Annotated in this window: 13 protein-coding genes; 9 read left to right on the top strand and 4 right to left on the bottom strand. The window is 74.4% G+C overall.

Annotated features, from left to right (window positions below; genetic code table 11):
• The first annotated feature begins 11 nt into the window (after positions 1-11).
• From QJR14_05150 to QJR14_05160, 3 genes are read left to right on the top strand one after another with little or no spacing between them, the layout of a single operon-like run.
• Positions 12-2429: a 3-hydroxyacyl-CoA dehydrogenase/enoyl-CoA hydratase family protein gene (locus QJR14_05150; protein MDI3316986.1), complete on the top strand. Its 2418-nt coding sequence runs from the start codon at positions 12-14 to the stop codon at positions 2427-2429.
• Between the two features lie 45 nt (positions 2430-2474).
• Positions 2475-3656: an acetyl-CoA C-acyltransferase gene (locus QJR14_05155; GenBank protein MDI3316987.1), complete on the top strand. Its 1182-nt coding sequence runs from the start codon at positions 2475-2477 to the stop codon at positions 3654-3656.
• 33 nt (positions 3657-3689) lie between these two features.
• The gene (locus tag QJR14_05160; GenBank protein ID MDI3316988.1) at positions 3690-5465 is read left to right on the top strand and encodes an acyl-CoA dehydrogenase family protein; all 1776 of its coding nucleotides are present in this window, start codon (positions 3690-3692) and stop codon (positions 5463-5465) included.
• Positions 5466-5543: 78 nt separating this feature from the next.
• Here QJR14_05160 and QJR14_05165 read toward each other — a convergent pair whose 3' ends face one another.
• Both QJR14_05165 and QJR14_05170 read right to left on the bottom strand, forming a co-directional pair.
• Positions 5544-5744 (bottom strand): YHS domain-containing protein, encoded by a 201-nt coding sequence (locus QJR14_05165; GenBank protein ID MDI3316989.1) that lies wholly within the window; start codon positions 5742-5744, stop codon positions 5544-5546.
• 40 nt (positions 5745-5784) lie between these two features.
• Complete coding sequence (locus tag QJR14_05170; protein ID MDI3316990.1) at positions 5785-6216, bottom strand: universal stress protein; 432 nt, start codon at positions 6214-6216, stop codon at positions 5785-5787.
• A 157-nt stretch (positions 6217-6373) separates the two neighbouring features.
• Here QJR14_05170 and QJR14_05175 point away from each other — a divergent pair, with 157 nt between their 5' ends.
• Genes QJR14_05175 through QJR14_05185 form a run of 3 tightly spaced genes read left to right on the top strand, consistent with a single transcriptional unit; the run spans position 6374 to position 8645 of the window.
• Complete coding sequence (locus QJR14_05175) at positions 6374-6961, top strand: methylated-DNA--[protein]-cysteine S-methyltransferase (GenBank protein ID MDI3316991.1); 588 nt, start codon at positions 6374-6376, stop codon at positions 6959-6961.
• Positions 6958-8238: a pyridoxal-phosphate dependent enzyme gene (locus tag QJR14_05180; GenBank protein ID MDI3316992.1), complete on the top strand. Its 1281-nt coding sequence runs from the start codon at positions 6958-6960 to the stop codon at positions 8236-8238. Before QJR14_05175 ends, QJR14_05180 begins: the two co-directional genes overlap by 4 nt.
• The gene (locus QJR14_05185) at positions 8235-8645 is read left to right on the top strand and encodes a hypothetical protein (protein ID MDI3316993.1); all 411 of its coding nucleotides are present in this window, start codon (positions 8235-8237) and stop codon (positions 8643-8645) included. Before QJR14_05180 ends, QJR14_05185 begins: the two co-directional genes overlap by 4 nt.
• Positions 8646-8688: 43 nt before the next feature.
• Here the strand turns inward: QJR14_05185 and QJR14_05190 are convergent, their stop codons facing one another.
• Entirely contained in the window at positions 8689-10368 is a 1680-nt protein-coding gene (locus tag QJR14_05190) for a putative glycoside hydrolase (protein MDI3316994.1), read from the bottom strand.
• Between the two features lie 129 nt (positions 10369-10497).
• Here QJR14_05190 and QJR14_05195 point away from each other — a divergent pair, with 129 nt between their 5' ends.
• From QJR14_05195 to QJR14_05205, 3 genes are read left to right on the top strand one after another with little or no spacing between them, the layout of a single operon-like run.
• Positions 10498-11253 (top strand): DNA-3-methyladenine glycosylase, encoded by a 756-nt coding sequence (locus QJR14_05195; GenBank protein MDI3316995.1) that lies wholly within the window; start codon positions 10498-10500, stop codon positions 11251-11253.
• Between the two features lie 56 nt (positions 11254-11309).
• Positions 11310-12353 (top strand): ATP-binding cassette domain-containing protein, encoded by a 1044-nt coding sequence (locus QJR14_05200; protein MDI3316996.1) that lies wholly within the window; start codon positions 11310-11312, stop codon positions 12351-12353.
• Entirely contained in the window at positions 12350-13618 is a 1269-nt protein-coding gene (locus tag QJR14_05205; protein MDI3316997.1) for an ABC transporter permease, read from the top strand. Before QJR14_05200 ends, QJR14_05205 begins: the two co-directional genes overlap by 4 nt.
• Here QJR14_05205 and QJR14_05210 read toward each other — a convergent pair.
• On the bottom strand, positions 13578-14600 hold the full coding sequence (locus tag QJR14_05210) for a 2-hydroxyacid dehydrogenase (GenBank protein ID MDI3316998.1): 1023 nt from the start codon (positions 14598-14600) through the stop codon (positions 13578-13580). The genes QJR14_05205 and QJR14_05210 overlap by 41 nt on opposite strands.
• Between the last annotated feature and the right edge of the window lie 27 nt (positions 14601-14627).

A 14627-nucleotide genomic window follows, 5' to 3' on the forward strand; every position in this document is an offset into this window, starting at 1 on the left:
TGAAGACGCCGATGAGACCTTTGAAGCGGGCGGTGGTGCTGGGCGCGGGCGTGATGGGCGCCCAGATCGCCGCGCACCTGGCCAACGCCGGTGTGGAGGTCGACCTCCTGGACATCGTGCCCTCGCAGCTGACGCCCCAGGAAGAGGCGGCAGGCCTGACCCTGGGGGACCGCCGCGTCCGCGACCGCCTCGCCCTGGCGGGGCTGGAGCGGCTCCGCACCCTGAAGCCCTCCCCCGTCTTCCACGCCGCCAGCCTCGCGCGGATCCACCCGGGCAACGTGGAGGACGACCTCGAGCGCGTCCGCTCGGCCGACTGGGTGATCGAGGCCATCGTCGAGCAGCTGGAGCCCAAGCGGCAGCTCTGGGGGCGGGTCGAGCCGCTGGCCGCGGAGGACGCCGTCCTCTCCAGCAACACCTCCGGCCTCTCCCTGGCCGCCATCGCCGAAGGAAGGGGCGACGGCTTCCGCCGCCGCTTCCTGGGTACCCACTTCTTCAACCCGCCCCGCTACATGAGACTCCTCGAGCTGATCCCCACCGCGGAGACCGACCCCGCCGTGGTGGAGACGGTCCGGGCCTGGGGAGAGCGCCTCCTCGGCAAGGGGATCGTCCTCGCCCGCGACACGCCCAACTTCATCGGCAACCGCATCGGCGTCTACGCGCTCCAGGTGACGCTCCAGGCCATGGAGGAGTTCGGGCTCAACCCGGAGACGGTGGACGCGCTGACCGGTCCCCTCATCGGCCACCCCAAGTCGGCCACCTTCCGCACGCTGGACGTGGTCGGCCTGGACACCATGGTCCTGGTCGCCGACAACATCCGCGAGAAGCTGGAGGATCCCGCCGAGCGGGCCGTCTTCGAGGTGCCGGGCTACGTCCGCGAAATGCTCCGCCGCGGCTGGCTGGGCCAGAAGAGCGGCCAGGGCTTCTACAAGCGGGTGGTGGAGGACGGTCGCCGCACCTACCTGGTCCTCGACCTGCAGCGGCTGGAGTACCGGCCCCAGGAGGTGGCGCGCTACCCCTCCCTGGAGGCGGCGCGCCGCCAGACCGACCTGGGCGAACGGCTGCGCACCCTGGTCTACGCCGACGACCCGGCGGGCCGCTTCACCTGGACGGTGACCAAGCGGATCCTTCTCTACGCCGCGGCCAAGGCGGAGGAGATCGCCGGCGGCGACCTGGAGGCCGTCGACCGCGCCCTCCGCTGGGGCTTCAACTGGGAGGCCGGCCCCTTCGAGGTCTGGGCGGAACTGGGGCTGGCCCGCTCGGTGGCGCGGATGCGCGAGGAGGGCGAGGAGGTCCCGGAGTGGGTGCTGGCGGCCGTGGCACGGGGCGAGGAGCGGCTCTACACCCCCTCCCCCACCGCCAGCGAGCGCTACCCGGTGGCGCCGGTGGTCTGGCTGGAACGGCAAGGCAAGACGGTCTGGTCCAGCCCCGGCGCCACCCTGGTCGACCTGGGCGAGGAGGTGGCGGCGCTCGAGTTCCACGCGCCCAAGGACGCCATCGGCCCCGACCTGATCGAGGCGCTCCACCGGGCCGCGCGCGAGGTGGAGCGGAACTGGCGCGGCCTGGTCCTGGTCAACGAGCGGAGCGAGAACTTCTGCGTCGGCGCCAACCTGGCCCTCATCCTGATGGCGGCCGAGAACGGCGACTGGGCGGACATCGAACAGATGGTGGACGCCTTCCAGCAGGCGAACATGGAGCTCAAATACCTCCATCGCCCCGTGGTGGCGGCGCCCTGGGGCATGGCGCTGGGCGGCGGCGCCGAGATCTGCCTCCACGCCGACAGGGTCCAGGCCGGGGCCGAGCTCTACATCGGGCAGGTGGAGGCCGGCGCCGGCGTCATCCCCGCCGGCGGCGGCACCAAGGAGCTCCTCCTGCGGGCGCTGGCCCGCATCCCCGCGGGGGCCAGCTGGGGCCCCATCGCCGGCGGGCCGACGGCGGGCACCGGTGCCCTCGCCGTCTTCGACCCGGCGCCCTTCGTCACCCAGGCCTTCGAGACCATCGCCACGGCCAAGGTCTCCACCAGCGCGGCGGAGGCGCGGGAGCTGGGCTTCCTGCGCGACTGCGATGCCGTCAGCATGGGTCGCGACGCCCTCCTCTCCGACGCCCGCGATCAGGTCCTCCTCCTGGACCGGCTGGGCTACCGCCCGCCGGAGCGGAGGCCGGTGCCGGTGCCGGGCCGGGAGGTGCGGGCGGTCCTGGACGTGGCCGTCGACTACCTCCTCCGCTCGCGGCAGGCGAGCGAGCACGACGCCCGCATCGCCAGGGCGCTGGCGCGGGTGATCACCGGCGGCGACCTGCCGCAGGGCACCCCGGTGGACGAGCAGCACCTGCTGGATCTGGAGCGCGAGGCCTTCCTCAGCCTGGTGGGCGAGGCGAAGACGCGCGAGCGGATGCAGCACCTGCTGGAGACAGGCAGGCCGCTGCGCAACTAGGCGGTCCGCTCCGGCGGCAGCGGTCGTGTAAAGGAGGCAGAGAGCATGCGCGACGCAGTGATCGTCACGGCCATCCGGACCCCGGTGGGGAAGGCGCCCAAGGGGAGCCTGCGCACCGTCCGCCCCGACGAGTTGGCGGCGCTGGTGGTCCGGGCGGCGCTGGAAAGGACGCCGGGCCTGGAGCCCGGCCAGGTGGACGACGTCATCCTGGGCTGCGCCTTCCCCGAGGCCGACCAGGGCTTCAACGTCGGCCGCATCGCGGCCCTGGCCGCGGGCCTGCCCACCTCGGTGCCCGGCATGACCGTCAACCGATACTGCTCCTCCGGGCTCCAGTCCATCGCCCTGGCGGCCAGCCAGGTGATGACCGGCATGGCGGAGGTGATCATCGCCGGCGGGGTCGAGTCGATGAGCCGGGTGCCCATGATGGGCTACCGCGCCAGCCCCCACCCCGACTGGGCGCTCGACCACCCGGAGTGGTACATGGCCATGGGTCATACCGCCGAGGAAGTGGCCCGTCGCTACCGGATCACCCGCGAGGATCAGGACGCCTTCGCGCTGCGCAGCCACCAGCGGGCCGCGGCTGCCATCGACCAGGGGCTCTTCCGCGAGGAGATCGTCCCTGTGGAGGTGCGGCAGCGGGGGCTCGGGCCCGACGGACGCGAGCAGGAGAGCGTCCGCCTCTTCGAGGTGGACGAGGGCGTCCGGCGCGACACCTCGATGGAGGCGCTGTCCCGTCTGAAGCCGGCCTTCCAGGTGGACGGCACCGTCACCGCGGGCAACTCCTCGCAGACCTCGGACGGCGCGGCGGCGGCGGTCGTCATGTCGGACAGCCTGGCCGCCCGGCTCGGATTGAAGCCGCTGGCGGTCTTCCGGGGCTTCGCCGCGGCCGGCGTCGATCCCGAGGTGATGGGCATCGGCCCGGTGGAGGCGGTGCCGAAGGCGCTGAAGGTGGCCGGGCTGAGCCTGGGCCAGATCGACCTGGTCGAGCTGAACGAGGCCTTCGCCGCCCAGTCGCTGGCCGTGATCCGCCAGCTGGAACTGGACCCGGAGCGGGTCAACGTCCAGGGTGGCGCCATCGCGCTCGGCCACCCGCTGGGCTGCACCGGCGCCAAGCTGACGGCCACCCTGCTCCATGCCATGCCGCGGCACGGTGCCCGCTATGGCGTGGTCACCATGTGCATCGGCGGCGGCATGGGCGCCGCAGGCGTCTTCGAGCGGGTGGCCTGAGCCGGGCGAGTCGAGAGAGGGAGGGAAGCCGACTTGTCAGCAGAGACGGAGCGTACCGACCGGCAGGTGATCGCCGCCGGGGGCGGCTGGCTCCTGGGCCCGGTCCAACCGGAGGAGGTGCGGGTTCCGGAGGAGCTGAGCCCGGAGCAGCAGGCGCTGGCGGAGGCCGCCGGCGAGTTCGTGGAGCGCCAGGTCCTTCCCCACATGGGGGCGCTGGAGGAGCACGATCAGGAGCTCCTGGTGGAGCTGATGCACCAGGCCGGCGAGCAGGGCCTCCTCGGCTTGGAGATCCCCGAGGAGTACGGCGGGCTCGGACTGGACCGGACCGGCGCCACGCGGGTGACCGAGGCGGTGGCGCCGAGCGGCGGCTTTGCGGTGACGCACGGGGCGCACGTGGGGATCGGTTCGCTGCCCCTCGTCTTCTTCGGGAGCGAGGAGCAGAAGCGGCGCTATTTGCCCAGGCTGGCCAGCGGCGAGTGGATCGCGGCCTACGCGCTGACGGAGCCGGGATACGGCTCGGACGCGCTGCACGCGCGCACGACGGCGCGGCTCTCCGAGGACGGCACGAGCTACATCCTGAACGGCGAGAAGCAGTGGATCACCAACGCCGGCATCGCCGATCTCTTCACCGTCTTCGCGCAGCTGGAAGGGGCCGGGTTCACCGCCTTCCTGGTGGAGAGGGGCTTCCCCGGGGTCTCTACGGGCCCCGAGTACGAGAAGATGGGCCTGCGCAGCTCCTCGACGCGTCCGCTCATCCTTCAGGAGGCGCGCGTCCCGGTGGAGAACCTGCTGGGCGAGCCGGGCAAGGGGCACCGGGTGGCGCTGGGCATCCTCGACATCGGCCGGCTCAACCTGGGCGCGGGGGCGCTGGGCTCCTCCAAGCGGCTCGTCGACATCGCCGCCCGCTACGCCCTGGAGCGGGAGCAATTCGGCCGCCCCATCGCCGAGTTCGGCCTGATCCGCGAGAAGCTGGCGGAGATGGAGGCGCGCACCTGGGCGCTGGAGGCGATGGTCTACCGGACGTCGGGGCTGATCGACGCGGAGCTCCGGCGGAGCGATGCCACCGACCCGGCCAAGGCGACCGCCGAGTACGCGCTCGAGTGTGCCGCCGTCAAGGTGTACGGCTCCGAGGTGCTGGACTACGTGGTGGACGAGGCGGTCCAGATCCACGGCGGCTACGGGTACATGCGCGAGTACGAGGTGGAGCGGGCCTACCGGGACGCGCGCATCAACCGGATCTTCGAGGGGACCAACGAGATCAACCGCCTGACCATCCCGGACACGCTCCTCCGCCGGGCGCTCAAGGGCCGGCTGCCGCTGATGCAGGTGCTCCAGGCGCTCCAGCAGGAGCTGCCCCGCCTGCGCAGGCCGGCCTTCTTCGACCAGCCGCTGGAAGAGGAGAGCTGGCGCGTGGAGGCGTTGAAGAAGGCGTCGCTGATGGTGGGCGGGCTGGCCGTGGAGCGGTACGGCCAGGCGCTGGAGGAGGAAGAGGAGCTGCTCGGCTCGTTCGCCGACATGCTGATCGAGACCTACGCGGCCGAGTCGGCGCTGCTCCGGGCCCGGAAGCGGCGCGCCTCCGGCGGCGCGGACGCGCTCGCCGAGGCGATCGCCCGCCTGACCGTCGACCGCGCCGCCCGGAGGGTCCGCGATCTGGCCGGCCGCGCGCTGGCCGCCCTCTACCAGGGCGACGAACTCCGCCTCCGCCTCGCGCTGGTCGACCGGCTGGCCGGCCGCGAACCCATCGACGAGATCGGGCTCCGCCGGCAGGTCGCCCAGAGGGTCCTGGAAGCGCGCGGCTACGTGGCCTAGCCGGCGCCGGCGGGGAGGCCCGGGGCGACCGCCCCGGGCCTCCCGTCGCGACAGGGCTCCCGAGCGGCGCCGGGCCGCTCAGCGGCCGTGGCGGGCGTGCGGGTCGGGCCGCGGCCCCTCCCCCGTATAGGCGGAGGGATCCTGCTCGAAGGCCCGCCGGCAGGCGGGGGAGCAGAAGTAGATGCGCCGCCCCTGGAAGTCGATCACCTCCGCACCCATCTCGAGCGCGCTCTCTTCCTCGAACTCCATGCCGCAGACCGGGTCGCGCACCGTGGCCATGGCGAGGTCACCTCCCGTCCGGTCGCGCCTGCCGCCGCCCTTACTGGACAATGAGGACGGCGCGCTTGGCGCGGTGGACCACCTTGGCGGAGACGCTGCCGGCGAGCATCTCCTGGATCGGGCCGAGGCCGCGCCGGCCCATCACGATCAGGTCGTACCCCCCGTCCTGGGCGGTGCGGCAGATCTCGGTGGCCGGGTCGCCCACCGCGGTCAGCGGCAGGTAGTCGATGCCCCGCTCCCGGAGAGGGCCGGCGTGGGCCTCCAGCAGCTCCTCCGCGTGCCGCTCCTGGAGCATGGCGGGGTCGAGGCCGTTGGCCCGCAGCTCGTCCACCACGAAGAGCGGGACGGGTTCCGTCACCGTGAGCATGGCCACCTGCGCCCCGGGCAGGGCCGCCGCCAGCTCCGCCGCCGCCGCCACAGCCCGGTCCGCGCCCTCCGATCCGTCCACCGCCACGAGGATTTTCCGGAACATGCTCGCCACCTCCGCAACCGGCCGCCCCGGGGGCGGCAGCTCGCTTCCGGTGGGAGAGGTTCGCCACCGGCGGCCGGAGCCCTTGGGCGGCCGGGATGGTCGGGACCGTCCACCGCCGCGGCTCGTCCCCTATACTCCAGGGGAGGAGGCGTTCGGCATGCCCGGCTTGACGGAGGCCCGGAAGGAGCCCGCGGAGGAGTCCACCGGCGCTCCCCGCGTCGAGGAGGGGCGGCTGCGGTGGGTCGAGGTGGCCACCGGCTGGGGGCGCTTCGCCCTGGGCTGGACGCGCCGGGGAATCGCCTGGCTGGGCCTCCCCGGTCGTGCCGGAGGGGAGGCGGAGCTTCCGCCTGGGGACTGGCTGCGGCGCCTCTTCCGCCCGGGCGAGGCGGAGGGCGCCGGAACGACGCTGGCCGAGGCGGCGGCGGCCCAGCTCCAGGAGTACTTCTCCGGCAGGCGACAGCGTTTCGACCTGCCCCTGGACCTGCGCGGCACGCCCTTTCAGCTCCAGGTCTGGCAGGAGCTCCTCCGCCTCCCCTTCGGTGAGACGGTCACCTACGCCCAGCTGGCGGCCCGCGTCGGCCGCCCCCGTGCCGCCCGGGCGGTGGGTGGGGCCATGGCGGCCAACCCGGTGCCTCTCCTCGTCCCCTGTCACCGCGTGGTGGCGGAAGCCGGCCTGGGAGGCTACGGCGGCGGACTGGAGCTGAAACGGCGCCTGCTCCGGCTCGAGCGCGGCGAGGCGGTGTGAGCGCCCCGAACGCGCTTCCCGGCCTGGCCCCGCTCCGCTGCCCGGCTTGCGGCGGGGAACCGCCGCCGGCCGCCTGGCGCTGCCCCCGCTGCGGCGGCCCGCTCGAGCTGGCGGCGGTCCCCGGTTCGCCGTGGGGGCCGGTCCGCCTGGAGCCGCCGCCCGGAGCCGGGGAGCGCTGGCCCTGGGAGCGGAGCATCTGGCGCTGGGAGCCGCTCCTCCCCGCCGTCCCCGCCGAGGCGCGGGTGACGCTGGGAGAGGGCGAGAGCCCGCTGGTTCCGCTGGCTCCGCTGGCTGCCGCGCCCGCCGCGCCGCCGGCCGGACCGGAGGAAGCGGGGATCTGGTTGAAGCTGGACTTCCTCCAGCCCACCGGTTCCTTCAAGGATCGGGGCGCCGCCTTCCTGGTCAGCTACCTGAGGGCGCAAGGGGCGCGCGAGGTGCGGGACGACTCCTCGGGCAACGCCGGCGTGGCGCTGGCCGCCTACGCGGCACGGGCCGGCCTCCGCTGTCACGTCTACGTGCCCGCGGAGAGCTCCGAGGGGAAGCTCGCGCAGCTCCGCCTCTTCGGCGCGGAGATCCACCGGCAACGGGGCGGGCGCGGCGCCGCCCGTCGCGCCGCCGAGTCCGGGGAGGCGCCCGGTCTCTACGCGAGCCACAACTGGCACCCGGCCTTCCTGGCCGGCCTTCTCTCCCTCGGCTTCGAGCTGGCGGAGGAGGTGGCCTCGCTGGTGGAGCCGGGCGGACGTTGGCACGTGGTGGTGCCCGCCGGTCATGGAAGCCTGGTGCTGGCGCTGGGGCGGAGCTGGGAGGCGCTGGAGCGCCGCGCTGGCCCCGCGCTGGCAGAGGGCCGTCTGGCGGCACGGCCCGCCATCTGGGCGGTCCAGGCCGACGGTGACGCCCCCCTGGTCCGCGCGCTGGAGGCCGGTCTGGATGCCCCCAGCGAGGCGATCCTGGCGGCCCCGCGCGGGCCGACGGCGGCCGAGGGCATCGCCGGCGCCCGGCCGGTCCGCGGCGCCGAGATCCTCCGCCATCTCCGGCGGGGCGGCGGCGCCGTCACGGTGACCGACGGGGAGCTGGCGCACGCGCTCCGCCGGCTCCTGGCCCGCGGCCTCCTGGTCGAGCCCACCGCGGCCGCCGCCCTGGCCGGCGTGCTCCGCCTCCGCCACCAGGGGCGGATCCCGGAGGGCGAGCCGGTGGTCGCCGTGCTCACGGGCAGCGGGCTGAAGTCCGCGTCCGCGGTGGAGCGACTGGCCGGCCCGGCGGGCGGGGACGCCCCGTGATCTTCCGGCTTCTCTACCTCTACCTGCTGGCGGTCAACCTGTGGGCGTACGGGCGCCTGGCCCTGGAGGCGCAGCGCCGTCCCGGGGCGGGCATGGCGGGGCTGGCGGCCGCCCTGCTCCTGCGGGGGCGCCGCCTCCCCGCCGGCGAGCTCCGCCGTCTGGCCTGGCTGGGCGCGGCGCCGGGCGTCCTCCTGGCCGTCCGCCGCTTCCGCCCCCAGGAAGCCACCACCCGGCTGGTCCGCACCGCCCTCGCCGCGGCGGTGGTGGAGTACGGCGCCCTCCTCTTTCTCACCCATCCCTCGCTGGAGACGGTGCTGGTCGAGGCGCTGGGCATGCTGGCCACCGCCCTGGGCGGCGACCTGCAGGTGGCGTTCGGCTTCCTGCGGCAGCACCTCGGCCTGCCGTGACCGGCAGCCGCGCGCCGGTGCGACCGGACCGGGCAGCGGTCCGCTACCGGCCCGAGAGAAGCGGCACGGCCCGGAGCGAGTCGGCCGCCGCCAGCGCGGTGGCCCTGTCGGGCGCCCAGACCCAGGCGATGCGCCTCGGCCCGGCCCAGCGCAGGACCACGCCGCCGCCGGAGGGGGCCAGCTCCGCCGGCATGCCCGAGGCCAGCCGGAGCGTCTCGGGCTTCGCACCGGGCGCCGGCCGCGGCGCCAGGGCGGCCGACTGGGCGGCCGCCCCCACCACCAGCAGGAGCCGCCCCCGGGCGATGCGGGGGTCGTCGGCGGGCAGCGGCCGGGGGGTCGCCCACAGCTCGACCGAGTAACCGCCTGCGGTGGCGTTCACCCGAACCGACGTCGCCATCCCCGCCGGCGGCGGCGGCACCGCCGAGGGAAGCTCCACCGGGATGCGCGAAGGCAGGAGGCCGTAGAGCGCGGGCGACCAGACCGGCGCGGGCGCCTTCTCGGGGGTCTTGTCGAGGACGGAGAAGTCGACGCCCGGGCTGTACCGGCTCTCCGCGTTCCAGAGCAGGAAGGAGCGGATCCCCGCCGCCGCCAGCGCCCTCAGCTCCCCCTCCACTTCCCGGGCGCCGTAGACGGTGGGGCCCAAGGTGAAGTCCTGGATCCACGGGCGGATCGCCGCCCGCGGCAGGTCGGCCGTGCGCGCCTCGGCCGCCGCCAGGGTCTGCCAGACCACGTCGTAGGGCCGGGCGCTGGGATCGGCCATGCCGAGCTGCCCCCGCCCGTAGAGGGAGGGGTAGATCATGGGCGAGACGACGTCCACGGCCGCCGCAACCTCCGGGTAGCTCTGCCCGATCAGGCTGTCGCCCCGGACCAGCGGGCTGATCCCCACCACGTCGGCGGAGACCGGCACCCCCGCGGCACGACCGATCGCCTCCCGCGCCGCCTTCAGGAAGCCCACCACCCGCGCCACCCGCTCCCCGGCGCGCCCGGCGTCGTGCAGCTCCGGGATCGCCTGCGCCGGCAGGCGGACGAAGTCGTACTGGATCTCGTCGAAGCCGAGCCGGGCGGCGGCGACGCCGATCTGGATGTTGTAATCCCAGGCTCCCCGGCTCCAGAGGCTGAGCCAGGCGCGGCCCTGGTCGTCGGTCCAGAGCCGGTCGCCCGCCCGGATCGCCCACTCGGGCCGCCGGGCGGCAGCCAGCGGATCGGCGAAGGCCACCACCCGGCCGATCACGTAGATCCCGTTCCGGTGGAGCAGGCGGAGAAGTCCGGCCACGTCGCCGATCTTGTTCCGGGCCGTGCCCAGCTCCTGCGCTGCGGTACCGGGCAGGGGGAAGCTGAGCCACCCGGAGTCGTCCTTGACGTCGATCACCACCGCGTTCAGCCCGTTCGCCCTCATGGTGCGCAGGAGCTCGGCCACCCGGCCCGGGTCGCCGGCGGTGTAGCCGGAAAGGTAGATCCCGCGCACCTCCCGGGGTGGCGCGGGCAGGTGCTCCCCCACGGCCGGGGCCGCGGACTCGCTCCCGGAGCCGCCTCCCACGCGGCTGCCGGCCGGACGCTCCCGCTGGGGCGCCATCGCCTCCCCCGCCGGCTTCGAGAAGAGCTGACAGCCCTCCAGAGCCGGCAGCGCGGAGAGGAGCAGCACGAGCAGGAGGGCGAGGGCGGGCCCGCGCCCTCGTTCCGGCGACCGGCGCCGGCCGCCCCGGAAAGGTGGATCGAAGCGCAAGGAAGAACCCCCTCCATGCCTTTCTGCAGCCGGACGCCGACTCCCCGCGCGTGGAGCGGCCCGCAGGCGGCCACCCTTGGAGGAAGACGTCCCCGGCGGCGAGAGGTTTCGCGGCGGCAGGTGAAACCGGTGGTCGAATCGTCTGCGAAGGAGCCGCAGCGGATTCCGGGCCCGCTCCTCCCCCAGGGCTTCTACGACCGCCCGGCCGTGGAGGTGGCGCCGGAGCTGCTGGGTGCCGTCCTGGTCCATGACGGCCCCGAGGGCTGCACCTGCGGCCGGATCGTCGAGGTGGAGGCCTACGCCGGGCCCGAGGACCGGGCCGCCCACTCGTGGGGCGGCCGCCGGACCGCGCGGACCGAGGTGATGTACGGCCCGCCGGGGCGGACGTACGTCTTCGCCATCTACGGCATGCACTGGTGCTTCAACGTGGTCGCCGGCCCGGGCGGGAAGCCGGAGGCGATCCTGGTCCGGGCGCTCGAGCCGCTCTGCGGCCTGGAGCTGATGCGCCGCCGCCGGAGCCGCCCGGCGCGTCTGCGGGGACCGCAGCCCGAGGTCGGCGCCGCGCCGGCTCGTCTTAACGAAACCTTCCACTGCCATTCTTCTCCTGCGGCGGAGCGTCTGGTAGAGTCGAGGCGGCCCGAACGGGCATCCCGCCTTCTGACCGCCGGCCCGGCCCGGCTCTGCCAGGCCTTGGGCATCACGGGCGAAGCGTACGGGCTTCCTCTCTGGGAGCCGTCCTCGCCGCTCCGGATCCACCGCGGCGAGGCGCCGCTCCCGCCCGGCCGGATCGCCACGGGGCCGCGGGTGGGCGTCGACTACGCCGGTGCGTGGCGGGAGCGGCCCTGGCGCTTCTGGATCCGCGACAACCCGTTCGTCAGCGCGTAGGAGCGGCCGCCCGCGGTGCGGGCCACGTCGCTGGCGGCGTGGAAGGAGGAACCCGTTTGCCGGGAAGCCTGTCCGCACTCCCCGTCCTGGAGCTGGAGGGGCTCTCCAAGTCCTTCGGCCCGGTGAGGGCCGTCCTCGACGTCTCCTTCCAGGTGCGCGCCGGAACCGCCTTCGGGGTCATCGGGCCCAACGGCGCGGGGAAGACCACCACCCTGCGCATGATCCTGAACATCCTCGAGCCCGACGCCGGCCGGGTCCTCTTTCTGGGGCGACCCGCCAGGGAGCTTCCCCGCCGTTCCTTCGGCTACCTGCCCGAGGAGCACGGCCTCTACCCGCGCATGCCGGTGCGGGAACAGCTGGCCTTCTTCGGCCGGCTGGCCGGTCTCCCCCCCGGCGAGGCCCAGCGCCGCGCCGACGCCTGGATCGAGCGGCTGGGACTGGAGCCGTGGGCGAACAAACCCGCCCAGACGCTCTCCAAGGGGAACGCCCAGAAGGCGCAGCTCGCGACGGCCCTCCTCCACGAGCCGGAGCTGATCATCCTGGACGAGCCCTTCAGCGGTCTCGACCCGGTCAACGTGGACCTGCTGAAGTCGGTCATCCGCGAGCAGGTGGCGGCAGGGCGGACGCTCCTCTTCTCCAGCCACCGCATGGAGCACGTGGAGGAGCTCTGCGAGGGCGTCTGCCTGATCGCCGCGGGCCGCGCCGTCCTGGCCGGCCCCGTCCGCCGGGTGAAGGAGGCCGACGGGCGCCGGACGCTGCGGCTCGCCTTCGCCGAGGCGGGCGAGGACGGCGAGCCGGTGCAGGGCGGGCGGGGGCGCGCGCTCTACGAGGCGGTCGCCCGGGAGCTCGGCCTGTCGGTCTCCCGGCGGGGCGTCGACTACTGGGAGTACCTGCTGGAGCCGGGGCGCCCGGTGGAACCGGGCCCGCTCCTGGACCGGATTCGGACCTTCGGCACGCCGCTCCGCTTCGAGATCGGCCTGCCGAGCCTGGAGCGGATCTACATCGACCGGGTGGAGAGCCTGCAGGCGGAGCCCGGGGAGTCCCCGGCCCCGGCGCCCGCGCGGGCAGGGGTCCGCCGGGGAAAGGAGGCGGGCGCGTGAACCAGTTCTGGGTCCTGACGCAGCGCGAGTTCCGGCAGATGGCGGGCTCCACCGGCTACAAGGTGACCACCGTCGTGGCGCTGGTGCTGGTGGTGGCGCTGGCCTTCCTGCCGGCCTTGATGGACTGGCTGGGCAGCATGGGCACCAGCCGGGTGGCCGTCCTCGACCAGGGGACCGGGCTGGCGCCGGCGCTGGAACAGGCGGTCAAGGCGCAACCCTCGGCGGGACGGCTGGCGCTCCAGCCCTGGCGGGGCCCCGCCGACCAGGCCGCCGTGGAGCAGGCGGTGCGGGCGGGAAGGGTCTCCGGCGTGCTCTGGCTCCGGCCGAGCGCCGGACCGGAGGCGGTCTCCGCCCGGTACATCTCCAAAGACCGGGCCGAGCAGGCGGTGGCCGTCCTCTCCGCAGCCCTGAGCCAGGCCTCGCTCCCCCTGCGCCTGGAGCGGGCCGGGATCAGCCCCGCGGCCTTCCAGGCGGCGATGTCCCCGCTGGTCATCCGGCAGGTGGCGCTGGAGCCGAAGAGCAGGCCTGCCGACTTCCTGGTGACGCAGGGGCTGGGCTACTTCCTGATGATCTTCCTCTACGTCGCCCTGGCCATGTACGGCTCGATGATGCTGTACAGCGTCACCACGGAGAAGACCTCGCGCATCGCGGAGGTCCTCCTGGTGGCCACCCGCCCGGCCACCATCCTCCTCTCCAAGCTGGCCGGGCTGGGCGCCGCCGGCCTCCTCCAGTTCCTCCTCATGATGCTGGTGGGGCTGGGCGTGGCGCTGCTCCGCGGTCTTCCCTCCGGCCTTCTGCCGGGGGCGCTCCAGGCGGGGGGCGAGCTGAAGCTCTCCACCATTCCGGTGGGCGCCTGGGCCTGGATGGTGGTCTTCTTCCTGGTGGGGTTCCTGATGTACTCGGCGCTCTATGCGGCCATGGGCGCCATGGTCAGCCGGACGGAGGAAGCCCAGAACGCGGCGGGCCTCCCCTCCATGCTGATGATGGTGGCCTACTTCGTCGCCATCTTCGCGGTGGTCTCGCCGGAGAGCCGGGTGGCCACCATCGGCTCCTTCGTGCCCTTCCTGACGCCGATGATCATGTTCCTCCGCGTGCTGACGCTGCCGGTCCCCATCTGGGAGCCCTTCCTGGGCCTGGCCATCAACCTGGCGGCCCTCTGGCTCCTGATCCGCTGGGCCGCCCGCGTCTACCAGGAGAACCTGCTGGTCCAGCAGCCCTTCTCGCTCAGGCGGGCCTTCCGCCTGCGGCCGAGGAGCGCCGCGTGAGCGCGGCCGCGTTGACGCAGTGGAGCGGGGGCAGTCCCTGCTCCACCCGCCGCAGGTTCTCGGCGACCGCGGCGCCGATGCCGGCGTAGGACTCCTCCGTGACGCCGGCGATGTGCGGCGTCAGGAAGAGGTTGGGCGCGCTGCGGAGCGGATCGTCCGCCGGCAGCGGCTCGCGCTCGAAGACGTCGAGGGCGGCTCCCCCCAGCCGGCCCGCGTGCAGCGCCTCGGCCAGCGCCGCGCCGTCGACCAGCCCGCCGCGCCCCGCGTTGACCAGGACGGCACCCGGCTTCATGCGCGCCAGCATCTTCCCGTCGATCAGGTGGTAGCTCTCCGGCCCCAGCGGCAGGCAGAGGAAAAGGGCATCCATCCGCGGCAGGAGATCCGGCAGGTCGGCGGGACCGCCCAGCCCCTCCAGACCCAGACGCGCCACCAGGGCGGCGCCGTCCTCCCCCATCCCGCGCCGGCGGACCGCCCAGACGTGCATCCCCAGCGCGCGCAGGCGCGGGGCCAGGAGCTGTCCGATCCCGCCCAGGCCGACCACCAGCGCCGCCTTCCCCATCAGCAGCCGGCCCACCGGCCGACCCCAGGTGGCCGAACCCCCGTCCAGGTTGCGGCGCGCTTCCTCGATGCGCCGGGAGACCGCCAGCGCCCCCAGGAGCGCCCACTCGGCCACCGACTCGGCGTTGCCGGTGCCGGCGGAGGGCACGTTGGCCACCGGCACGCCGCGCCGGCTGCACGCGTCGATGTCCACCGTGTCCAGACCCGCCCCCCACTGCTGCACCAGCCGCACGCCCGGGGCCTGCTCCAGCACCGCCTCGTCCACCGGCGACATGCCCGGGACGATGACGTCAGCCCCGCCCACCCGCCTCAGCGTCTCGGCCAGGCGCCCGGGCTCGCTGGGCAGCACCTCCGTGCCCGGGAGCAGCCGCGGCAGCCGTTCGAAGAGGTCGCCGAAGCTCCGTGCACCCACCACCACGCGCATTCCCGGCTCACCTCCCCGGGATCCGGC

The organism is Bacillota bacterium (assembly GCA_029961055.1).
GTDB lineage: Bacteria > Bacillota > Sulfobacillia > JAIMAT01 > JAIMAT01 > JAIMAT01.

Bases quoted from the DNA above. Each gene is read 5' to 3' on its own strand.
- QJR14_05150 (MDI3316986.1), top strand. From the start codon at position 12: ATGAGACCTTTGAAGCGGGCGGTGGTGCTGGGCGCGGGCGTGATGGGC.
- QJR14_05155 (MDI3316987.1), top strand. From the start codon at position 2,475: ATGCGCGACGCAGTGATCGTCACGGCCATCCGGACCCCGGTGGGGAAG.
- QJR14_05165 (MDI3316989.1), bottom strand. From the start codon at position 5,744: ATGGCCACGGTGCGCGACCCGGTCTGCGGCATGGAGTTCGAGGAAGAG.
- QJR14_05170 (MDI3316990.1), bottom strand. From the start codon at position 6,216: ATGTTCCGGAAAATCCTCGTGGCGGTGGACGGATCGGAGGGCGCGGAC.
- QJR14_05175 (MDI3316991.1), top strand. From the start codon at position 6,374: ATGCCCGGCTTGACGGAGGCCCGGAAGGAGCCCGCGGAGGAGTCCACC.
- QJR14_05210 (MDI3316998.1), bottom strand. From the start codon at position 14,600: ATGCGCGTGGTGGTGGGTGCACGGAGCTTCGGCGACCTCTTCGAACGG.